Annotated in this window: 23 protein-coding genes; 14 read left to right on the top strand and 9 right to left on the bottom strand. The window is 59.4% G+C overall.

Going from position 1 to position 21,660, the window contains the following annotated elements; translation table 11 throughout:
* Positions 1–249: 249 nt before the first annotated feature.
* Complete coding sequence (argH, locus tag BLV61_RS16340) at positions 250–1,644, top strand: argininosuccinate lyase (protein WP_047534921.1); 1,395 nt, start codon at positions 250–252, stop codon at positions 1,642–1,644.
* A 127-nt stretch (positions 1,645–1,771) separates the two neighbouring features.
* Here the strand turns inward: argH and BLV61_RS16335 are convergent, their stop codons facing one another.
* Entirely contained in the window at positions 1,772–2,431 is a 660-nt protein-coding gene (locus tag BLV61_RS16335; RefSeq protein ID WP_090466413.1) for a glutathione S-transferase family protein, read from the bottom strand.
* A 124-nt stretch (positions 2,432–2,555) separates the two neighbouring features.
* Between BLV61_RS16335 and BLV61_RS16330 the strand changes: the two genes are divergently transcribed.
* The 3 genes from BLV61_RS16330 to BLV61_RS16320 all read left to right on the top strand — a co-directional run bounded on the left by BLV61_RS16330 (position 2,556) and on the right by BLV61_RS16320 (position 6,368).
* Positions 2,556–2,840: a hypothetical protein gene (locus BLV61_RS16330; protein WP_047534926.1), complete on the top strand. Its 285-nt coding sequence runs from the start codon at positions 2,556–2,558 to the stop codon at positions 2,838–2,840.
* Positions 2,841–3,084: 244 nt separating this feature from the next.
* On the top strand, positions 3,085–3,330 hold the full coding sequence (locus tag BLV61_RS16325) for a TIGR02647 family protein (RefSeq protein WP_090466410.1): 246 nt from the start codon (positions 3,085–3,087) through the stop codon (positions 3,328–3,330).
* 191 nt (positions 3,331–3,521) lie between these two features.
* Positions 3,522–6,368, top strand: a complete 2,847-nt coding sequence (locus tag BLV61_RS16320; protein WP_090466407.1) for a class I adenylate cyclase — start codon at positions 3,522–3,524, stop codon at positions 6,366–6,368.
* 7 nt (positions 6,369–6,375) lie between these two features.
* On the opposite strand, the gene rnk is transcribed toward BLV61_RS16320, so the two are convergent.
* The 3 genes from rnk to cyaY form a co-directional block, all read right to left on the bottom strand.
* Positions 6,376–6,786 (bottom strand): nucleoside diphosphate kinase regulator, encoded by a 411-nt coding sequence (gene rnk, locus BLV61_RS16315; protein WP_047534936.1) that lies wholly within the window; start codon positions 6,784–6,786, stop codon positions 6,376–6,378.
* A gap of 216 nt (positions 6,787–7,002) precedes the next feature.
* Positions 7,003–7,218 (bottom strand): DUF1289 domain-containing protein, encoded by a 216-nt coding sequence (locus BLV61_RS16310; RefSeq protein WP_081997964.1) that lies wholly within the window; start codon positions 7,216–7,218, stop codon positions 7,003–7,005.
* A 4-nt stretch (positions 7,219–7,222) separates the two neighbouring features.
* Positions 7,223–7,555 carry an iron donor protein CyaY gene (gene cyaY / locus BLV61_RS16305; RefSeq protein ID WP_090466405.1) on the bottom strand — a complete coding sequence of 111 codons (333 nt, stop codon included), beginning with the start codon at positions 7,553–7,555 and terminating at the stop codon, positions 7,223–7,225.
* 301 nt (positions 7,556–7,856) lie between these two features.
* Here cyaY and lptM point away from each other — a divergent pair, with 301 nt between their 5' ends.
* The 6 genes from lptM to BLV61_RS16275 are packed head-to-tail and all read left to right on the top strand — an operon-like array spanning position 7,857 to position 12,467.
* On the top strand, positions 7,857–8,030 hold the full coding sequence (gene lptM / locus BLV61_RS16300; protein WP_047534942.1) for an LPS translocon maturation chaperone LptM: 174 nt from the start codon (positions 7,857–7,859) through the stop codon (positions 8,028–8,030).
* A 9-nt stretch (positions 8,031–8,039) separates the two neighbouring features.
* Positions 8,040–9,287 carry a diaminopimelate decarboxylase gene (lysA, locus tag BLV61_RS16295; protein WP_090466403.1) on the top strand — a complete coding sequence of 416 codons (1,248 nt, stop codon included), beginning with the start codon at positions 8,040–8,042 and terminating at the stop codon, positions 9,285–9,287.
* Positions 9,288–9,291: 4 nt separating this feature from the next.
* Positions 9,292–10,122, top strand: a complete 831-nt coding sequence (dapF, locus tag BLV61_RS16290; RefSeq protein WP_047534948.1) for a diaminopimelate epimerase — start codon at positions 9,292–9,294, stop codon at positions 10,120–10,122.
* A 13-nt stretch (positions 10,123–10,135) separates the two neighbouring features.
* Positions 10,136–10,861 carry a DUF484 family protein gene (locus BLV61_RS16285; protein ID WP_090466401.1) on the top strand — a complete coding sequence of 242 codons (726 nt, stop codon included), beginning with the start codon at positions 10,136–10,138 and terminating at the stop codon, positions 10,859–10,861.
* Positions 10,862–10,863: 2 nt separating this feature from the next.
* Positions 10,864–11,763: a tyrosine recombinase XerC gene (gene xerC, locus BLV61_RS16280; protein WP_047534953.1), complete on the top strand. Its 900-nt coding sequence runs from the start codon at positions 10,864–10,866 to the stop codon at positions 11,761–11,763.
* Positions 11,760–12,467, top strand: a complete 708-nt coding sequence (locus BLV61_RS16275; RefSeq protein WP_090466398.1) for an HAD family hydrolase — start codon at positions 11,760–11,762, stop codon at positions 12,465–12,467. The genes xerC and BLV61_RS16275 overlap by 4 nt, the downstream gene beginning before the upstream one ends.
* Before the next feature lie 179 nt (positions 12,468–12,646).
* Here the strand turns inward: BLV61_RS16275 and sutA are convergent, their stop codons facing one another.
* The 4 genes from sutA to glnK all read right to left on the bottom strand — a co-directional run bounded on the left by sutA (position 12,647) and on the right by glnK (position 15,424).
* On the bottom strand, positions 12,647–12,970 hold the full coding sequence (gene sutA / locus BLV61_RS16270; protein ID WP_007980816.1) for a transcriptional regulator SutA: 324 nt from the start codon (positions 12,968–12,970) through the stop codon (positions 12,647–12,649).
* Between the two features lie 101 nt (positions 12,971–13,071).
* Entirely contained in the window at positions 13,072–13,497 is a 426-nt protein-coding gene (locus BLV61_RS16265) for a secondary thiamine-phosphate synthase enzyme YjbQ (protein WP_047534955.1), read from the bottom strand.
* A gap of 215 nt (positions 13,498–13,712) precedes the next feature.
* Positions 13,713–15,050, bottom strand: a complete 1,338-nt coding sequence (locus tag BLV61_RS16260; protein WP_047534956.1) for an ammonium transporter — start codon at positions 15,048–15,050, stop codon at positions 13,713–13,715.
* A 35-nt stretch (positions 15,051–15,085) separates the two neighbouring features.
* The gene (gene glnK / locus BLV61_RS16255) at positions 15,086–15,424 is read right to left on the bottom strand and encodes a P-II family nitrogen regulator (RefSeq protein WP_002555808.1); all 339 of its coding nucleotides are present in this window, start codon (positions 15,422–15,424) and stop codon (positions 15,086–15,088) included.
* Between the two features lie 418 nt (positions 15,425–15,842).
* On the opposite strand from glnK, the gene BLV61_RS16250 reads away from it, so the two are divergent.
* From BLV61_RS16250 to BLV61_RS16235, 4 genes are all read left to right on the top strand, one after another.
* Positions 15,843–16,103 (top strand): accessory factor UbiK family protein, encoded by a 261-nt coding sequence (locus BLV61_RS16250; RefSeq protein WP_090466396.1) that lies wholly within the window; start codon positions 15,843–15,845, stop codon positions 16,101–16,103.
* 314 nt (positions 16,104–16,417) lie between these two features.
* The gene (locus BLV61_RS16245) at positions 16,418–16,864 is read left to right on the top strand and encodes a hypothetical protein (protein WP_090466394.1); all 447 of its coding nucleotides are present in this window, start codon (positions 16,418–16,420) and stop codon (positions 16,862–16,864) included.
* A 93-nt stretch (positions 16,865–16,957) separates the two neighbouring features.
* Positions 16,958–17,770 carry a hypothetical protein gene (locus BLV61_RS16240; protein ID WP_244159890.1) on the top strand — a complete coding sequence of 271 codons (813 nt, stop codon included), beginning with the start codon at positions 16,958–16,960 and terminating at the stop codon, positions 17,768–17,770.
* Between the two features lie 286 nt (positions 17,771–18,056).
* The gene (locus tag BLV61_RS16235) at positions 18,057–19,550 is read left to right on the top strand and encodes a YifB family Mg chelatase-like AAA ATPase (RefSeq protein WP_090466391.1); all 1,494 of its coding nucleotides are present in this window, start codon (positions 18,057–18,059) and stop codon (positions 19,548–19,550) included.
* Between the two features lie 34 nt (positions 19,551–19,584).
* Here the strand turns inward: BLV61_RS16235 and BLV61_RS16230 are convergent, their stop codons facing one another.
* Entirely contained in the window at positions 19,585–21,561 is a 1,977-nt protein-coding gene (locus BLV61_RS16230; protein ID WP_090466388.1) for a methyl-accepting chemotaxis protein, read from the bottom strand.
* Positions 21,562–21,660 lie beyond the last annotated feature (99 nt).

Below are 21,660 nucleotides of genomic sequence, written 5' to 3'. Positions count from 1 at the left end.
ACCCCTTCTTCATATAGTCCACTTGCGCACCGAGAAGTGCACTAACCCTACTGTCCAACTGTAGACGGTTGCCGAGACGATAGAGCTCAAATGAAAAATATCGTTGAGTGAATCGCACAAGACTTGCCCCGGACAAGCGCGGGCCATGAAAAAAACCAGGCGACCAGTGTCAGCGACAGCAATGGCAACCCTGTTATTATCCGCGCCAGCTTTCAACGCCATCTTTCTTCAGCCGATACGAGCGAATTCATGAGCACTGACAAGACCAATCAGTCCTGGGGCGGCCGCTTCAGTGAACCCGTCGACGCCTTCGTCGCCCGCTTCACCGCCTCCGTCACCTTCGACCAGCGCCTGTATCGCCACGACATCATGGGCTCGATCGCCCACGCCACCATGCTGGCCAAGGTCGGCGTGCTCACCGATGCCGAGCGCGACAGCATCATCGATGGATTGAAGACCATCCAGGGTGAAATCGAGGCCGGCCAGTTCGACTGGCGCATCGACCTCGAAGACGTGCACATGAACATCGAGGCGCGCCTGACCGACCGCATCGGCGTGACCGGCAAAAAGCTGCACACCGGACGCAGCCGTAACGATCAGGTTGCCACCGACATCCGCCTGTGGCTGCGTGACGAAATCGACCTGATTCTGGGCGAAATCACCCGCCTGCAAAAAGGCTTGCTGGAACAGGCCGAGCGCGAAGCGGGCAGCATCATGCCCGGCTTCACCCACCTGCAGACCGCACAGCCCGTCACCTTCGGGCACCACATGCTGGCCTGGTTCGAAATGCTCAGCCGCGATTACGAGCGTCTGGTCGACTGCCGCAAGCGTACCAACCGCATGCCGTTGGGCAGCGCCGCGCTGGCCGGCACGACGTACCCGATCGACCGTGAATACACTGCCCAATTGCTGGGTTTCGACGCAGTGGGCGGCAACTCGCTGGACAACGTGTCCGATCGTGACTTCGCTATCGAATTCTGCTCGGCCGCCAGCATCGCGATGATGCACCTGTCGCGCTTCTCCGAAGAACTGGTGCTGTGGACCAGTGCGCAATTCCAGTTCATCGATCTGCCAGACCGTTTCTGCACCGGCAGTTCGATCATGCCGCAAAAGAAAAACCCGGACGTGCCGGAACTGGTGCGTGGCAAGAGCGGCCGCGTCTTCGGTGCATTGATGGGCCTGCTGACCTTGATGAAGGGCCAGCCCCTGGCCTACAACAAGGACAACCAGGAAGACAAGGAACCGCTGTTCGACGCCGCCGACACCCTGCGCGACTCGCTGCGGGCTTTCGCCGACATGATTCCGGCGATCAAACCCAAGCACGCGATGATGCGCGAAGCGGCATTGCGTGGTTTCTCCACCGCCACCGACCTGGCCGATTACCTGGTACGTCGTGGCCTGCCGTTCCGTGACTGCCATGAAATCGTTGGCCATGCGGTGAAATACGGCGTGGAAAGCGGCAAGGACCTGGCGGAAATGAGCCTGGAAGAACTGCGCAAGTTCAGCGACCAGATCGATCAGGACGTATTCGCCGTACTGACCCTGGAAGGCTCGGTCAACGCCCGTAATCACATCGGCGGCACAGCACCGGCGCAGGTGAAGGCAGCCGTGGTTCGCGGCCAGGCGTTGCTCGCCAGCCGCTAAATCGCCAAAAGCATCGCGAGCAGGCTCGCTCCCACATTGATCGGCGGCAGACACAAAATTTGTGTCTGCCGCATACCTCCTGTGGGAGCGAGCCTGCTCGCGATGCGATCGTAAGAGCGCTACAAAACTACTTCCTGGACGCGACCATCGCCATAAACGCTGGCATCGCCGCGTCCTTGTCCGCCGCGATCCGTTGCACATTCGGATTCTGCTCCAGACGCTCCAGCAGCGCCTTGGCCTGCGGCACTTCAGCCAACAGATCAATCCCGAACAGTTTGTGCGCCACGCCACACGCCAGCGGCACGCTGTACAGGAAATACAAATCCGCCACGCTCAAGCTGTCGCCCGCTACATAAGGGGCGAATTTGCCGTGCCGGCCCAGGGCCGCCATTCCCAGCAGCAACTCGGCTTTGGTCTTTTCCTTGATTGCGTCGGGCACGGTCATGCCGAAAAACGCTTCGGCAAAACAGGCGCGCGCCGGCAGTTCGATGTACAACTCGATTTCCTTGGCCAGCGCCAACACTTGCGCGCGCTCGAATGGACCGCTCGGCAGCAGGGGCCTGCCTTGCTGGCTCTGCTCGATGTATTCGAGAATCACGGCGGTTTCGTTAATGAAGCCCTGCTCGACTTGCAACACCGGCACCTTGCCGCGCGGACTGATGGCCAGCGCCTCGGGACTGGTACCGCCGTAGAACGGCACCTCCTCGAAGGGCAGGCCTTTTTCCAGCAGCGACAGTTTGACCATGTTGTAGTAGTTGCTGACGGAAAATCCATAAAGCTTGATCATCACAGAGCCTCCAGGCCATGCGGGGTGGGCAGTGCCTGTTTATAGATCGCTCGTGGCTTTCTCGCCAGCAGCATCACGCGGCTGAATGCGGGTAAACTGGCCGCCTTAACTTGAGGAGCCTGCTATGAGCGAGCCAACAGACATCGATAGCGACGAAGAAGAATTCACCGAAAACACCCTGATCGAAGCCATCGAAAACCAGATCGAAAGCGATAATCCGCCGGCAGCCAAGGCGACCTTCAACAAGCTGACGCTGGTGGGTTACGAGAAGGAAGAAATTCTCAATCTGATGGCTCATGTTTTGGCCGTGGAAATCGACGCAATCCTCGAAGAAGACCGCGCGTTCAACACCGAATGGTACGAAGCGGCACTGCGCGCGTTGCCCGAGTTGCCCCCGGAAAAGAAATAACCCCTTCCCCCTGCAGGAGCGAGCCCGCGAAAAACCCGAGAGCACCGCGGGCGTCAGGTTTCCAGCGTCATCGTTGACGACCATCGTCGGAACGCCGCCCGGAGCAAGCCCGCTCCTGCAAGCCACTGAAAACGGGGAATGCTCACCATCATGAAAAAACCCTGTCGCGAGGGCTGGACATGCCGCACGAGTGGGATCACCTTAGGGGCGCTGTCGTCTAATTCCTAGAAAGTCTGGAGTCCTTATGTCGCTTACCCCTGAGCTGGTTGCCGAACTGGAAATCCTCGCACTCTTCAACCTGGACAGTTCCCAGGAAGGTTTGAAAATTCATCAAACCGCTGCCCCCAAAGCCATTGCCGCTGCCCGACGCCTGTTTGAAAAAGAACTGATCGACCAACCCGATGGCGGTTACCTGACCAGCCTGGGTCGTGATGCCGCGCAAAACATACAAACCGTTCTGACCATCCTGCGCGTCCAGGAAACAGCCTGAATTACACCGTATCGCCCACGGAAACCTCCACCACGGGATTTCCGCGGGCAAACGCTTGCGGCCGTCGCCACGCGATAAAAATCTGACGCCAGAAATACAAAATCAGCTTAAACGCCCTGTGGCCGAGGCGCTAAACTGCCCCTCATCCCGAGAGCCCCACATCCGAGCCCTGTGAGCCGGTTTGAGCTGACATGACCCGTACCCATGAAATCCGCCCCGATCTGGACGAGGGAATCGACCGCAAGGTTCTCAGCCAACTGCGCGCGCGGTTTCTGAAGCTCAATGAGGGCCGCATGGCTCGCGCCATGGAGGGGTTGTCGACCCGCCAGCAAGGGGTGCTCAACCTTCTTCCGCTGTTTTTTCACGTCAATCATCCGCTGTTGCCGGGTTACGTTTCCGGCAGCACACCGGCCGGGCTGTCGAATTTCGAGCCGGATGCCAATGCCCTGGCCGAAGCTCAACGCCTGACCCGCTCGTTTTCCTATAAGCCGCGCCACAGTAGCAATCCGCCGCGCCCGATTCACGGCCTGTTCCTGATGGGCAGCCTCGGCACGCTGGCTCAGGCCGATCAGAGCGATATGGACGTGTGGGTCTGTCACAGTCCGGATTTGAACGAGCAAGAACTCGCCGAGCTGCGCAAGAAATGCCAATTGCTGGAAGCCTGGGCCGACAGCCAGGGGGCCGAAGCACACTTTTTCCTGATCGACCCGGTTCGCTTCGTACGCGGCGAGCGCGATACCCAATTGAGTTCGGAAGACTGTGGCACCACCCAACACTACTTGCTGCTGGACGAGTTCTACCGCACCGCGATCTGGCTGGCCGGACGCACACCGATCTGGTGGCTGGTACCGGTCTATGAAGAGGCGGGTTACGACCGCTATACCCACACGCTGATTTCCAAACGCTTCATCCGCGCAGACGAAACCCTCGACCTGGGGCACCTGGCCTATATTCCGCCCGGCGAATTTATCGGTGCCGGGCTCTGGCAACTGTTCAAGGGCATCGAGTCGCCCTACAAATCGGTGCTCAAGCTGCTGCTGACCGAGGTTTACGCCAGCGAACACCCCAGGGTCCAGTGCCTGAGCCTGCGCTTCAAGCAGGCCGTGTTCGCCAATCGGCTCGACCTCGATGAGCTGGACCCGTACGTCGTGGTTTATCGGCGCATCGAGGAATACCTTATCGCCCGCAACGAGCCCGAGCGCCTGGAAGTGGTGCGTCGCGCGCTGTACCTGAAGGTCAATCGCAAACTCACCGGCAGCAGCGGTCGAACCCAGAGCTGGCAACGTTCGCTGCTGGAACGGCTGGCCCACGAATGGCAATGGGACCCACGGCAATTGGCGCTGCTCGACAGCCGCAGTCAGTGGAAAGTCCGCCAGGTCGACTCGGAGCGCCGGGCACTGATCAACGAGCTGAACTACAGCTACCGCTTCCTGACCCAATTTGCCCGTAACGACCAAACCGCGAGCCTGATCAACAAACGCGATCTCAGCGTGCTGGGCCGACGTCTGTATGCCGCCTTCGAGCGCAAGGCAGGCAAGGTCGAATTCATCAACCCGGGCATCGCGCCTGACCTGGCTGAAGACACCCTGACGCTGGTATACGCATCGAGCAAAAAGGGGTCGGAGCCAAGCCAGTGGGGTTTGTATAACGGCAGCCTGGCCGCCCTTGAGTGGGAACACTTCGCCCCGATCAAGCGCAGCCGTCAATTGCTTGAACTGCTGACCTGGTGCCACCGCAACGGCGTGATCGACAGCAGCACCCGTCTGGCCCTGCATCCCGGAAGCAGCGACCTGAGCGAGTTCGAACTGTTCAACCTGCTGGGCAGTCTGCAACAGAGCATTCGCCTGCCGCTACAGACCGTCGCCGAAGAACCGTTGCTGCGCGTCAGCGTGCCCAGCGAGGTGCTGATCCTGGTGAACGTCGGCGTCGACCCGCTCAAGCACCATCGCGACCTGAACATCCTGATGACCACCGAGCGCACCGACTCCCTGAGCTATGCCGGCGTCAGGGAAAACCTGGTGCTGACCCTGGATCAAGTCACGCTCAATAGCTGGAACGAAGTCCTGGTCAATCGCTTCGACGGACCTCACGCCCTGCTCGACTGCCTGCGCGACTACCTCAACAATCTGCCCAACGGACCGCAGCAGCCCCGGTTGCGAGTACAGTGCTTCTGCCACAACCGCGCGCAATTCATCGCCCAGCGCGTCGAAGAAATCCTCGACACGGCGCAGAACCTGCTGCTTAGCAACCTCAATTACCGCTACATGATTCAGGTCCAGCAGCAATACCACGTACTTGAGCTGATACCCGGCCAAGTCAATCACGTCGCCCTGGCCTCATTGCCTGCGCTGTTCGATTACCTGAGCGAAGACCTGGCCAGCTACAGCCCGCTGCACCTCGATCACAAGGCCCTGGAAGACCACAACCTGGCGCTGCTCTTGCCCATGGGGCAGCCCGACTGCATCCAGGTGTTCTACCGGGTCAACGAAGACCAGGCCGATCTGTATGTACTCGATGAATTCAATGCCTTGTGGCACCAGCGCTTGCCGTGGCACGACGAGCAAAGCCTCCTGATGCCGCTGCAACGGTTCCTCCAGTCGATCCTGTACCGGCGCGACACCTTGCTGCCGATGGACGCGGCCCACCCCCCGAGCCTGGACACCCTGTATTACCGGCTGCTGCCTTCCGGTGCGGGGCGGGCGCGCAGGGTCGAACCCCGACCGGCACCGCAAACCGCCGCCAACAAACCGTTCTATGACGTACAGGCGATCGTCGGCAAAGCGGTACCGGGCAAGGTACAGGTCACGTTGTATTGCAATCAGCGGGAGTTTTCAGAGCTGGAGCATGGCGACCAACTGTTCAGCGTGGTCGCCCGGGAAATCATCGAACAGCGCAGCGAAACCGAGCGCTATCGCTGCTACATCACCGACCTTGACCTGACAGGCCTGCTCGGTGATGGGCAGAGTTCAAGCAATATGTATCTACGTTACAAGGCCGACCTGGAGCACGCACTGAACGAGGCGCTCGAACAGGCCTGACAGGTTGTCACTCAGGGAAGGCGCCGCCATTGGCTGGCTGCGATTCGACTTCCAGCAGGGTCAGTTTCAGGGTCTTGCCACCCGGCGCAGGCCAATCGATGTGCTGGCCTACCTTCAGGCCGAGCAGCGCACTGCCCACGGGCGCCAGGATGGAAATCCGGCCTTCGTCGGCGTTGGCATCCTTCGGATAAACCAGGGTCAGGTGATAATCCTTGCCACTGCTCTCTTCACGGCAGTGCACGCGGGAATTCATGGTCACGACATCGGCCGGCACTTCTTCGTGACTGACCAATGTATCGGCGCGATCCAGCTCGGTTTGCAGCGCGATAACGCCCGGCAGCGTGTCATCCAGGCTGTCGATCAGACGCTCCAGACGCTGTACGTCCAGACGGGTAAGGGTGATGGAAGGTGCGGTCATGATCAGGGCAGACTCCTTTCTTCTGCACGAAAAAAGCAAAACCCCGCCAGAAAAAGGCGGGGTTTTCACAAGCCTCGATGAGTTGAGGCGTACCCGGACACTAACACAGCTCAAAAAATATACAAGCCAGAACCGGACAGCGCGCAACCCTGCAAGCGCCGGCTTGCCGGCGATAGATCTGAAGGGGCACGACCGCCATCGCTGTCAGGCCAACGCCTACAGAGACCGGCGTTTCAGAGCCTGTTCGCAAATCACCCGGCGCCGCTCGTCATCCGCCGAGCGCCATTCGCGGATGTCTTCGACGTGGCGGAAACAGCCGAGGCAGACTTTTTGCTCATCCAGCCGGCACACGCCACTGCACGGCGATGGCACCGCCGGGCTGATATTGCTGTAGAGCGGCTTGGGCGGACGTACCGGCGCAGACTGTGTCACGGTATTACAGACCTTCGAAATCGAGTTCGACATCAGCCTGGGCCTTGACGATGCGCTCGAGCATCTCGCCCAGTTGCTCTTCGCTCTTGTCGCACATCCAGCGATCGCTCTCTTCGTCGTAATCGAAGTGGAAGCCACCGGACACCGCTGCGAGCCACAACTGCCGCAACGGTTCTTGTCGACTGAAGATCAACTGAGTTCCGTTCTCGAACTTGACGGTGAGCACACCGGCCGAGCTTTCCAGATCGATATCCAGGTCGCTGTCGTCAAAGATGTCCTCCAACGTTTGTTGGGTGGCATCGACCAGGTCATGGAAACGCGCTTCGGACAAACTCATTACGGCAACCTCAAAAAGTGTCTGATCAGGCTCAAGCGCCGCAAGATACGACCGAGGCCTCTCGATTGCAAAGAATAACACCCGGCAACCCCAATCTATGGGAGCGAGCCTGCTCGCGATGACGCTGCCACATTATGGTCAACAGAAACACCGCTATCGCCAGCAGGCTCACTCCCGCAAGGATTGCATGATACCGACGGCATCGAGCCGAGGCCCGCCGGACGGGAGCCCCGTCGCATAGGCAAGCCGCCGGGCGGCCGGTATACTCCGGCGCAATTAATGCATTTTCAAGGATTTCGCCATGAAGCGCCTGATCTCTTCCCTTGCTGCGCTCCTCGCGGTTGCCTGCCTTGTGTCGGCCTGCGGTCAAAAAGGCCCGCTGTACCTGCCCGACGAAGACCAGGACCCTGCAGCACAGGCCCAGTCCTCGCAAAAGCCTGCCTCCAAGGCGCACAAGCACGACGTCTACCAATAAGGGAACCTCATGGACGCTTTTAACTACCGTGACGGTGAACTGTTCGCGGAAGGTGTTGCCCTGTCTGCTATCGCCGAACGCTTTGGTACACCGACTTACGTTTACTCCCGTGCCCACATCGAAGCCCAATACCTGGCCTACGCCGATGCACTGGCGGGCATGCCACACCTGGTCTGCTTCGCGGTCAAGGCCAACTCCAACCTGGGTGTACTGAATGTCCTGGCGCGTCTGGGCGCCGGTTTCGACATCGTTTCCCGTGGCGAGCTGGAACGCGTACTGGCTGCCGGCGGCAGCGCCGACAAGATCGTGTTCTCCGGTGTCGGCAAGACCCGTGACGACATGCGTCGTGCCCTGGAAGTCGGCGTGCACTGCTTCAACGTCGAGTCCACCGACGAGCTGGAACGCCTGCAAGTGGTGGCCGCCGAACTGGGTGTTCGTGCGCCGATCTCGCTGCGCGTGAATCCGGATGTCGATGCCGGCACTCACCCGTACATTTCCACCGGTCTCAAAGAGAACAAGTTCGGCATCGCCATTGCCGACGCCGAAGACGTGTATGTGCGCGCCGCGCAGCTGCCAAACCTGGAAGTGGTCGGCGTCGACTGCCATATCGGCTCGCAACTGACCACCCTGCCGCCCTTCATCGACGCCCTTGACCGCCTGCTGGGCCTGGTCGACCGCCTCGGCGATTGCGGCATTTACCTGCGCCACATCGATCTCGGAGGCGGCCTGGGCGTGCGTTATCGCGACGAAGAGCCGCCATTGGCTGCCGACTACATCAAGGCCGTGCGTGAACGCCTTGACGGTCGCGACCTGGCGCTGGTGTTCGAACCGGGCCGTTTCATCGTGGCCAATGCCGGCGTGCTGCTGACGCAGGTCGAGTACCTCAAGCACACCGAACACAAGGATTTCGCCATCGTCGATGCGGCCATGAACGACCTGATCCGCCCGGCGCTGTATCAGGCCTGGATGGACGTGACGGCCGTGCGCCCGCGCAACACGGCCGGTCGCGCCTACGACATCGTCGGCCCGATCTGCGAGACCGGTGATTTCCTGGCCAAGGATCGTGAACTGGCTCTGGAAGAAGGCGATCTGCTGGCCGTGCATTCGGCTGGCGCCTACGGGTTTGTCATGAGCTCCAACTACAACACCCGTGGCCGTGCCGCTGAAGTGTTGGTGGACGGTGATCAGGCGTTTGAAGTGCGTCGCCGTGAAACGGTAGCCGAGTTGTTTGCTGGCGAAAGCCTGCTGCCGGAGTAAAACCATGCTGCTGCGTTTTACCAAAATGCACGGCCTGGGCAACGACTTCATGGTCCTCGACCTGGTCAGCCAGCACGCGCATATTCTGCCCAAGCACGCCAAGCTTTGGGGTGACCGACACACCGGTATCGGTTTCGACCAGCTGCTGATCGTCGAAGCGCCAAGCAACCCGGACGTGGACTTCCGTTATCGGATCTTCAACTCCGACGGCTCTGAAGTGGAACAGTGCGGCAATGGTGCGCGCTGTTTCGCCCGCTTCGTGCTCGACAAGCGCCTGACCGCAAAACGGCAGATCCGTGTCGAAACCAAAAGTGGCATCATCGAGCTGGACGTGCGCAGCGACGGACAGATCGGCGTGAACATGGGCGCCCCGCGCCTGGTGCCCGCCGACATCCCGTTCCAGGCACCCGAGCAGGCCCTGAGCTATCAGGTCGACGTCGATGGCACCCCGGTAGAACTGGCCGCCGTGTCCATGGGCAATCCCCATGCGGTTCTGCGGGTCAGCGATATCAACAACGCACCGGTCCATGAATTGGGGCCGAAAATTGAACATCACCCGCGCTTTCCGGCACGGGTCAATGTCGGTTTTCTCCAGGTCATCGACCGGGGCCGTGCGCAGCTGCGTGTCTGGGAGCGTGGCGCCGGGGAAACCCAGGCCTGCGGTACCGGCGCCTGCGCCGCCGCAGTGGCCGCGATCAGCCAGGGGTGGATGGATTCGCCGCTATTGATCGACCTGCCTGGCGGGCGCCTGTCCATAGAATGGGCAGGCCCTGGCCACCCGGTCTTGATGACCGGCCCGGCAGTACGTGTATATGAAGGACAAGTGCGTCTTTGAGTGAGCCAAAGCCATGACCGATAAGCCTCAGGTACCCGCCCGACAGTCCGACGAATCCCCGTCCGAGAGCCTGGAGGCGGCGGCAATTGCCGCGTACCTGGAGGCTCATCCGGACTTCTTCGTCCAGCATGAAGAACTGCTGCCGGCCTTGCGCATTCCCCACCGACGCGGCGACACCGTTTCGCTGGTCGAGCGCCAGATGACCCTCCTGCGTGACCGCAACATCGAGTTGCGGCACCGTCTCTCGCACTTGATGGACGTGGCCCGCGACAACGACCGGTTGTTCGACAAGACCCGCCGCCTGATCCTCGCGCTGATGGATGCCGCCAGCCTCGAAGACGTGGTGATGTCTGTCGAAGACAGCCTGCGCCAGGACTTCCAGGTGCCCTTTGTCAGCCTCATCCTGCTTGGCGACAACGCCATGCCGGTCGGCCGCTGGGTGACTCATGCCGAGGCACAAGTGGCCATTGGCGGCTTGTTGCAGGAAGACAAAAGCGTCAGCGGCAGCCTGCGCGAGCACGAGCTGGACTTCCTGTTCGGCGAAGAGCAACGCAAGCAGATCGGTTCCACCGCCGTCGTCGCCATCAGCCATCAGGGCATCCACGGCATCCTGGCCATCGCCAGCCGTGATCCGCAGCATTACAAAAGCTCGGTGGGCACCCTGTTCCTGAGTTACATCGCCGAAGTCATGGGCCGCGTGCTGCCACGGGTCAACAACTCCCTGCGCTCGGTACGCTGAACATGGAACGGCAACTGGACGCTTACTGCGAACACCTGCGCAGTGAGCGACAGGTGTCGCCGCACACGCTTTCGGCCTATCGTCGCGACCTCGACAAGGTGCTGGGCTGGTGCGTCAAACAGAACATTGGCAGCTGGGCGGCGCTGGACATCCAGCGTCTGCGTAGCCTGATCGCTCGCCTGCATGCCCAGGGCCAGTCTTCCCGCAGCCTGGCGCGACTCTTGTCGGCGGTACGTGGCCTCTATCACTACCTGAACCGCGAAGGCCTGTGCGACCACGACCCGGCCAACGGCCTGGCGCCGCCCAAGGGCGAACGCCGCCTGCCGAAAACCCTCGACACTGACCGCGCGCTGCAATTGCTTGAAGGCGGTGTGGAGGATGATTTTCTGGCACGCCGCGATCAGGCGATACTTGAGCTGTTCTACTCTTCCGGATTGCGCCTGTCGGAGCTGACCGGACTGAATCTCGATCAGCTTGATTTGGCGGATGGCATGATCCAGGTGCTCGGCAAGGGCAGCAAAACCCGCCTGTTGCCGGTGGGCAAAATGGCGCGCGAGGCATTGGAGCTCTGGTTGCCGTTACGGGCATTGGCCAATCCGGTGGACGACGCGGTGTTTGTCAGCCAGCAAGGCCGGCGACTGGGCCCACGGGCGATTCAGCTACGGGTAAAAGCCGCTGGCGAACGGGAGCTCGGGCAAAACCTGCACCCGCACATGTTGCGCCACTCCTTCGCCAGCCACTTGCTGGAGTCCTCCCAGGACCTGCGGGCGGTGCAGGAACTGCTCGGCCATTCGGACATCAAGACCACGCAGATTTATACCCACCTGGACTTCCAGCACCTGGCCACGGTCTACGACAGTGCTCATCCACGGGCCAAACGCATTAAAGGCGATGATTCATGACTCTCCAACTGATCACCTTCGACCTCGACGACACCCTCTGGGACACCGCTCCGGTGATCGTCAGCGCCGAAGCCATATTGCGTGAATGGCTGGCTGAACACGCACCGAATCTGGGCGCGGTACCGGTGGAACACTTGTGGGCCATTCGCGAACGCATCCTGAGCATCGAACCTAACCTCAAGCACCGCATCAGCGCCCTGCGCCGCCGGGTGCTGTTCCAGGCGCTGGAAGAAGCCGGCTATGCCCACGCTGAAGCGTCCGACCTGGCCGATCAGAGTTTCGAGGTGTTTCTGCACGCCCGGCATCAGCTGGAAATCTTCCCCGAGGTGCAACCGACCCTGGAAGTGCTGGCCAACCATTACACCCTTGGCGTGGTGACCAACGGCAATGCCGATGTGCGGCGCCTGGGGCTGGCGGATTATTTCAAGTTCGCGTTATGCGCCGAAGACATCGGCATCGCCAAACCTGACTCTCGATTGTTCCATGAGGCGCTGCAGCGTGGTGGCGCCACTGCCGAGACCGCGGTGCATATCGGTGACCACCCAGGCGATGACATTGCCGGTGCCCAGCAAGCGGGGCTGCGGGCGATCTGGTTCAACCCGGCCGGCAAGGACTGGGAAGCCGACCGGTTGCCGGATGCCGAGATTCGCAGCCTGACCGAGTTGCCGGCGTTGCTGGCGAGTTGGAACAAGACCTCGAACTGACAAGAAAACCTGTGCGAGCTTGCGATGAGGGCGCAACATTCAAAATAAGGTTGCCTGACACTCCGCCATCGCGAGCAAGCTCGCGCCCACAGGGATCACCACCGTTTTCATCTTTTTTGTTTCAGGCATGAAAAAGCCCGCAGCGACGGCGGGCTTTTTCAGCAAGCAAGGAATCAGGCTTAGATAGGCCGGCTGCCGTACTTGTTATCAGGCTTCTTGGGAGGATCGGCGACCACATTGGCCTCCACTTCCTGCACCTTGCCGCCACGAGCCAGGAACTCTTCCATGGCCTTGGCCAGGGCGTCGCGTTCCTTGTTCTTGGCTTCGACACTTGGCAACTCATCGACCGATACCGCTGCCTTGGCTTTGCCTTTGGCGGTCGGAACCGGCGCATCACCGCCGTCATCTTCAGCGACATCTTCCGCCGCCGCTTCCAGACCTTCTTCGGTTTCGTCGTCGTCGCCTACTTCGAGGTCGTCGTTTTCCAGATCATCGTCGCTCATGTTCTACCTCATGACTTGCGAAAAGCAGATTAGTTATAGCCCAGCTTTGCCCTCTGTCGAAGGCTGCCGGAAAAAAATCAACAGCCGCTGGTGACCAGCGGTTATGCCCCTTCACCGTGCACGGTGGCGAGGACTTTACGAGCACCGCCGTGATCACGGTGCTCGCCCAGATAAACGCCTTGCCAGGTCCCTAACGCCAATCGGCCTGCCGATATCGGCAGACTGAGCTGACAGCCAAGCACACTGGCCTTGAAGTGCGCCGGGAGGTCGTCCAGGCCTTCGTCGTTATGCTCATAGCCGTCTGCTCCTTGTGGGATCAGACGATTGAAAAACCGTTCGAAGTCGCGACGTACCGCCGGATCGGCGTTCTCGTTGATGGTCAACGACGCCGAGGTATGCTGTAGCCACAAATGCAGCAGACCAACCCGGCACGCCCTGAGTTCAGGCAAGCCGGCGAGTAACTCGTCCGTTACCAGATGAAAGCCCCGGGGCCTCGCCCGCAGAGTAATCAGAGTCTGTTGCCACATACAGTTCTCCGCACGTTCGGGGCGCATTCTAGCGCGCTCTGGGAAAAAACAAAGGCCCTAATATTCCTTCAATCCTGTAAGCCATCGGCGGCACAAAAACCCGCGTCGCAAACAGTGCAAAAGCTGTCAGAAAAAACCTTTCAGCGCTTCCCTTAACGACAAAATCCGGACAAAAAAATGCCCGGCAAGCCGGGCAAGTTTTCTCATGCGCGTGCTTACAAGTTGTAGCCGCGTTCGTTGTGAAGCGCCAGATCGATACCGACGGCTTCTTCTTCCTCGGTGACACGCAGACCCATGACGGCATCCAGTACCTTGAGAATGATGAAGGTGACAATCGCGGTGTAGATCACCGTGAAGCCCACGCCTTTGCATTGAATCCAGACTTGTGCGGCGATGTCGGTGACGGTACCGAAGCCACCCAGGGACGGCGCAGCGAAAACACCGGTCAGGATTGCACCGAGGATACCGCCGATACCGTGCACGCCGAAGGCGTCCAGGGAATCGTCATAGCCGAGTTTGCGTTTCAGGGTCGTGGCGCAGAAGAAGCACACCACGCCTGCTGCCAGGCCGATCACCAGAGCGCCCATAGGGCCTACGGTGCCGGCCGCCGGAGTAATGGCCACCAGGCCTGCAACCACACCCGAAGCGATGCCCAGTGCGCTTGGTTTGCCGTGGGTGATCCACTCGGCGAACATCCAGCCCAATGCAGCAGCGGCGGTTGCGATCTGGGTCACCAGCATCGCCATGCCGGCAGTGCCGTTGGCCGCCGCGGCGGAACCGGCGTTGAAACCGAACCAGCCGACCCACAGCATCGCCGCACCCATCAGGGTATAGCCAAGGTTGTGCGGCGCCATTGGGGTGGTCGGGAAGCCTTTACGCTTGCCCAGCACCAGGCAGGCAATCAGACCGGCCACACCGGCGTTGATGTGCACCACGGTGCCACCAGCGAAGTCCAGCACGCCCCAGTCCCACAGCAGGCCGCCGTTGCCGGACCAAACCATGTGCGCGATCGGCGCGTAGACCAGCGTGAACCAGACGCCCATGAAAACCAGCATCGCGGAGAATTTCATCCGCTCGGCGAAGGCACCGACGATCAGCGCCGGGGTGATGATGGCGAAGGTCATCTGGAAGGTGACGAACACCGCCTCAGGGAACAGAGCCGCAGGGCCGGTCAGGCTGGCAGGGGTGATGCCGGCGAGGAACGCCTTGCCCATGCCGCCAAAGAACGAGTTGAAGTTGATGACGCCTTGTTCCATGCCGGTGGTGTCGAACGCGATGCTGTAGCCATAAATGACCCACAGGACGCTGATCAGACCTGTAATGGCGAAGCACTGCATCATCACGGAAAGAATGTTTTTCGACCGAACCATGCCGCCGTAGAACAGCGCGAGGCCGGGAATGGTCATGAACAGCACGAGGGCTGTCGAGGTCAACATCCAGGCGGTATCGCCGGAGTTGAGGACTGGAGTCGCCACCGGATCTGCCGCCATGGCCAGGCCGGGCATTACGATGGACAACAGGGCTCCTAGCCCTGCGAATTTACGCAGAGTCATATTGTTTTCTCCTGGGGCGTTGGGTTTGTGGCGGCTTAGATTGCGTCGGTATCGGTTTCGCCGGTACGGATGCGAATCGCCTGTTCCAGATTGACCACGAAGATCTTGCCGTCACCGATCTTGCCGGTGTTGGCGGCCTTGGTTATCGCCTCGATAACCCGGTCGAGATCCTTGTCGTCAATGGCGACATCAATCTTCACCTTTGGCAGGAAATCGACCACATACTCCGCGCCACGATACAGCTCGGTGTGACCCTTCTGCCGACCGAAGCCTTTGACTTCAGTGACGGTAATGCCCTGCACGCCGATCTCGGACAACGACTCGCGCACATCGTCCAACTTGAACGGCTTGATGATGGCAGTGACTAGCTTCATGAAAACTCTCTCCCGAATTGGTGGACTTGCCCCAGGAAAACAAACCCGTCTCAAGTCTAAGCGCAGTGCCTGGCTTTGTAACGCATCGTCGACCTTACTTGCCCGTCCGACGCCAGCTACCCGCTCCTCACGAAACACTTCCCGTGCTCCGCTTGGCGCACTGCATTCGTCACAGCGACTGCATCAGTGCATGGGTCACTACGGTCTAAGCAGAAAGCTTGCCATCTCCACAAAACGTACTGTTTTCAAGCCTTTACCAGCAGATGGCAGCGACTTCGCAACAACACCGCACGCGTTACGCACAACAACGGTGCGATGCCGTCCGTCCCCATGCGCGAAAAGCGTGCATCCTTTGCCCGCGAAATGACTATAGACACTGCGTGATACACTGCCGGCCATTGTTATCAGGACCTTTCCCATGCTCGCGCCCAAAGACTTCCTCGACGCCCTGACGGGCACCGCCTCCCGTCTCTTCAGCGGCGACACCCCATTGCCGAAAAGCGAAATCGAAAGCCAGTTCAAGGCCCTGCTGCAAAGCGGCTTCAGCAAACTGGATCTGGTGAGCCGGGAAGAGTTTGATAGCCAGATGGTCGTGCTGGCGCGGACGCGGGCACGGTTGGAGGCACTTGAGACGAAGGTCGCGGAACTGGAAGCGAAACTGAATCCACCCTCCGAATAACGCCCCACCCCCCAATGGTTAACCCCATTCCACCGTGTAGGCGAGCCTGCTCGCCACAAGGTCGTAACGACCGTCAGATTTATCTGTAGGAATTGCCGAGACTGCGGTCTTCAAGCCCGCAAGAGTCCCGGCAACATCCTACGAACCTCTCATCCGCCGTCTGATTGCGCCGCTAATCCACCCTTTCTAAGCTCACCTCTCAAATGATTCATTTGAACGCGAGCGCTGCATCCGCGTGAAAAAAATCTAGCCCGCAGTGTGTATTAGTTATTGATACCAATGGAATGTTCATAACACCACAAGGAGCAACACCTATGAAAATATACACTTCTTTAATTGCTTTTTTTGCATTGACGGCACTTCACATAAACCCAGCTGTCGCCGGACCACCCGTTACAGTTACATTCAAAAACCTTGGAACACAGACCGCTACGTATACACCCACAACCAGTAATGAATTTATTACAAAAACAAACGCAGAACCCACTCCAAAAACCACCATAAATGCAAATAGCTCGGAGACTTACACGGTACAAAGCCAGACATCCCCTGACTACAACCATGCTAATTTACGATATAAAATCGGCGCAAAAAGCTGTGTATATCTATCTACATTTGTGACGATCCCTGGCCCAGGCGGAAGCAAAATTCCAAAGTGGAATAATACAGCCACTCCCAGCGGCGGTGCTACTTGCACCATAAGAGCAACCAGAACAAACCCGTCCACCTTTGCCTGGTCAGTAGAAATCACGATGAAGTAAAGAACGTCGCGGGTCTTGATAGACCTTCCGCCCTTGCCAACAGGTGATTTTTTCAGCAGATCATATCTGTCTTATAAAAACAAAGGAGTAGCAATGATGATTAACTCAACAAGCAATCCTGTCGTTGAAAGCGGTCTAGCTCTGACTGGATCAAAAGCGATGACAACCAATCCTGATGGAAATACAGGCATCAACCAGAGAACCTCCCAAGCCCCAGCTGATGCAACTCGCAGCACTACTGTTTCCACGATGGCGAATCAATTAAGCGAGGCCTCATTACGTGCTCAGGCCCGAGATGCACGCCTGACCAGAGTGGAGCTGGAGTCGCTGGCTAGAAACACCGTCAATGAGCTCCTAAGCCCATACTATACTGCAAACAAATTGAAACACGACACCGAAGTTCCTGACACAGACGATCCCACGCTATTAGCACGCGCCGAAAAAGCAACTTTATATACAAGAGGATTGGCCAGCAATCCATTTTCGGGAATGCCGGCGGATCAATTGGCCTTAATTACATACGATGACAGCGGCACATTTACCGTCAATGAAAGACGGGCAGCGTTGGAAGAGTCAGACAAACAAGAATTCGCATGGAGGCAAAAAGTTGTTGCCGAGGCAGAGCATGAGTACAACACCACCGGAAAACTGACCAAGTTCTTCCAAAGCGTCCTTGACCATTACAAAGGCTTACCTCAAATAGAACAAGCAGAGTACCCGAGCGACTACGAATCCAGACTTAATGGATTGATAGCTTTAGACTTTAACTATTTGACGCATGTCGCAGAAGGCAAAAATAATATCGACATAGAAAGCTTTATACTAAAAATTCTAAATGGTGATAGCAACCTACCTGATGACGAACATTCTTCCTCTAAGCAGCCTCAGTCGAGCGAGCAATTCTGAGCCAACCAAGGAGGCCACCTCTATTTTCCCACACGCAGTAATGCAATAACTGACCACTTTCGACCAACACTAGCGCATCGCACATCAATGTCTCTTCAAAGAAATTAAACGATGGAATGCTTATGGCGAGGGAGCGCTCCCCTCGCCACAGAATCAATACGCTGCCCGTGGAACGGCGCAACATCTTGCGAAAATTCCTCCTCTTCCATGCACTGCGGAAACAGCGCTGCCGTCTACCCTTCAAAAACCCGCAGGAAGCGGCCCCCGTACAACTCAAGGAACGACCATGTCCCTCTCCATCGTCCACAGCCGCGCCCAGATTGGCGTGGATGCCCCCGCCGTCACCGTCGAAGTCCATCTGGCCAATGGTTTGCCATCGCTGACTATGGTCGGCCTGCCTGAGGCGGCGGTGAAGGAGAGCAAGGATCGGGTGCGCAGTGCGATCATCAATTCGGGGCTGCAGTTTCCGGCGCGGCGCATCACCTTGAATCTGGCACCGGCGGATTTGCCCAAGGATGGCGGACGGTTCGATCTGGCGATTGCCCTGGGGATTCTTTCGGCCAGCGTGCAGGTGCCGACGTTGACGCTCGATGACGTGGAATGTCTGGGTGAACTGGCCCTGTCAGGCGCAGTGCGTGCGGTGCGGGGCGTGTTGCCGGCGGCACTGGCCGCGCGCAAGGCCGGGCGTTCGTTGATGGTGCCGAGCGCGAATGCCGAGGAGGCGTGCCTGGCGTCGGGGTTGAAGGTGATTGCGGTGGATCATCTGCTGCAGGCCGTGGCGCATTTCAATGGACACACGCCGGTAGAACCCTATGTCTCCGATGGATTGATCCACGCCAGCAAACCCTACCCCGACCTGAACGAAGTACAGGGTCAGCAAGCCGCCAAACGGGCGTTGCTGATTGCTGCAGCCGGCGCGCATAACTTGCTGTTCAGCGGACCTCCGGGAACGGGCAAGACGCTTCTGGCGAGTCGCCTGCCAGGGCTGTTGCCGCCCCTGGCCGAGAGCGAAGCACTGGAAGTGGCGGCGATTCAGTCAGTCACCAGTTGCGTCCCGTTGAGTCATTGGCCGCAGCGCCCCTTCCGACAACCGCACCACTCGGCTTCAGGCCCGGCACTCGTGGGTGGCGGCTCGAAACCGCAGCCCGGTGAAATCACCCTCGCCCACCACGGTGTTTTATTTCTCGATGAGCTTCCAGAGTTCGACCGCAAAGTACTGGAGGTTTTGAGGGAGCCTCTGGAGTCGGGCCATATCGTGATTTCCCGAGCGAAGGATCGCGTGCGATTCCCGGCACGTTTTCAGCTGGTGGCGGCAATGAATCCGTGCCCCTGTGGATATCTTGGCGAACCCACTGGCCGCTGCTCCTGCACGCCGGACATGGTTCAGCGCTATCGCAACAAACTGTCCGGGCCCTTGCTGGATCGGATCGATTTGCACCTGACGGTTGCGCGGGAGGCCACGGCGCTGAATCCAACGGTGAAACCCGGAGAGGACAGCGCCAGCGCGGCGGAGCTGGTCGCTGAAGCCCGTGAACGACAGCAAAAGCGTCAAGGGTGCGCCAACGCCTTTCTCGATTTGCCGGGGCTGCGCCGGCACTGCACGTTATCCACAGTCGATGAGACCTGGCTGGAAACGGCCTGTGAAAGGCTGACCCTGTCGCTGCGCTCGGCGCATCGGCTGCTGAAGGTGGCGCGAACCTTGGCGGATCTGGAGCAGGTCGACGGGATCAGGCGTGAGCATCTGGCGGAAGCATTGCAGTATCGGCCGGCGACGCAATAAGTGCCGACGCCGCATCGACTATTTCAAAAGCACCTCAACGAAACCGGTCAACCTCGGCACGCAAGTCTGCCGCCAGCTTTTCCAGCTCTTTGGCAGTGACCGCCAGGTTCGACACCACTTCACGCTGCTCGCTATTCGCCAGGGCAATGCTTTGCAAGTTACTGCTGAGCAAGGTCGCGGTGCTGCTCTGCTCCTGGGTCGCCGTGGTGATCGCGGCGAATTGCTGGCCAGCCGAACGGCTTTGCTCGTCGATACGCGCCAGTGCGGAGGCGACATTGGCATTGCGCGACAAGCCTTCCTGCATCAGCACGTTACCCTGCTCCATGGTGCTGATGGCGTTGCCTGTTTCCTGCTGGATGCTCTGGATCATCACGGAAATCTCGTCCGTGGCCTGACGGGTGCGCGAAGCCAGGTTGCGCACCTCATCGGCCACCACGGCAAAGCCACGCCCCTGCTCACCGGCACGCGCCGCTTCGATCGCAGCATTAAGCGCCAACAAGTTGGTTTGTTCGGCGATCGAGGTGATGACGCCAACGATGCCGCCGATTTCCTGGGAGCGCTGGCCCAAAGTGTTGATCACCGTCGCGGTGCTGTTCAGTGCACCGGCGATGTGCTCCAGGGACGAGGACGCTTCGTCCATCGACGTGCGACCGATCCGGGTTTGCTGGGCGTTTTCCTGGGCCAGGCGCTGGGTGTTGCCCATGTTGTCGGCAATGTTCAGGGAGGTGGCGCTGAACTCTTCCACGGCCCCGGCCATGCTAGTGATCTCGCCCGATTGCTGCTCCATCCCTTCATAGGCACCGCCAGACAAACCGGATAAGGCCTGGGCGCGGCTGTTGACCTCCATCGAGGCGTTGCGAATGTGCTCGACCATGGTCGACAACGCTTGACTCATTTGGTTAAACGCACGAGCCAACTGGCCGATTTCATCGTTGCTCGACACGCTTAGACGCACGCTCAAATCACCGGCGCCCAAGGCTTCGGCCTGGCGCACCAGATCCCCCAGCGGCGCCAGTTTGCTGCGCAACAGCCACACCGCCGCGCCAACCGCCAGCAACATCGCCAACAGACTGCCAATAGCCAACTGGATACCGACGCTCCAGGTCACGGCGCTGATTTCGGTTTTCGGCATGCTCGCCACCACCGACCACGGCCCGCCTTCAAACGGCACGGCGATGCTGTAGAAGTCTTCGGACTTGTCGCTCCAGAACCGGCCTTTGCCCGGCGTCTTGACCAGCGCCACGACGGCCGGCACGGCCTGATCCAGCGCTTGCACACCGGCAATCGGTACCAGCCATTTGTTCTGCTCGTCCAACAGTGCCAGTGAACCGGTCTGGCCGATGCGGAAACGCTTGAGGTTTTCAAACTGCGCGTTCTGCGCGTCGGTGTAATCGAAGCCCACGAACAGCACGGCAATCACCTTGCCGCTGCTGTCCCGTACCGGGGTGTATTGCGTCATGTAGGAGCGATCGAACAGCAAGGCACGCCCGACATAGCCCTGCCCCGCGATCAGGCGTGCGTAGGCCGGGTGAGCATGATCAAGCAGGGTGCCGATGGCCCGGCTGCCGTCCTGTTTGCTCAGGGATGTACTGACCCGGATAAAGTCTTCGCCGCTGCGCACGAACACTGTCGCCACGCCAGCGGTCATCTGCTTGAACTCATCCACTTCCTTGAAGTTGTTGTTCAGCACTTCGCTGCCCAGATGCAGCCCTGGGGTCTGCGTGCCCGCAACCGTTACCGGCTCATCAGGGTGCACGCTCAGGCCAGCACTGAAACGCTTTTCGAACAGGCCCGCCAGGCGCTGGGTGCTTTCACGCAACGTACCGTGGAAGGTGCTCAGCTGATCGGCCAATAACCGGGCTTCGCTCGCCAGATGCTCTTCGCGGGTGGCCAGGTTGGCGGTGTTCAGCGAACGCAGGGCGAACAAGGTACTTGCGCTGATGACAGTCACCAGAATCACAGCGAGCGCAAGACCCAACTGCGAGGCGATCCGGGCACGAGGTTGAGGCATGACGGCTCCTGGCCGAGCGCCCGGATCATCCTGATCGCAACGCACACTCAGCAAAATTTCTGATAATGGGGAAAGCGTCGAACCTGCACGAAGGTCCCA

Origin of the sequence: Pseudomonas mohnii, assembly GCF_900105115.1 — a bacterium.
GTDB classification, from domain to species: Bacteria; Pseudomonadota; Gammaproteobacteria; order Pseudomonadales; family Pseudomonadaceae; genus Aquipseudomonas; species Aquipseudomonas mohnii.
Note: the sequence above shows the minus strand (reverse complement) of the source record. Positions and strands in the feature narration are given on the sequence as shown.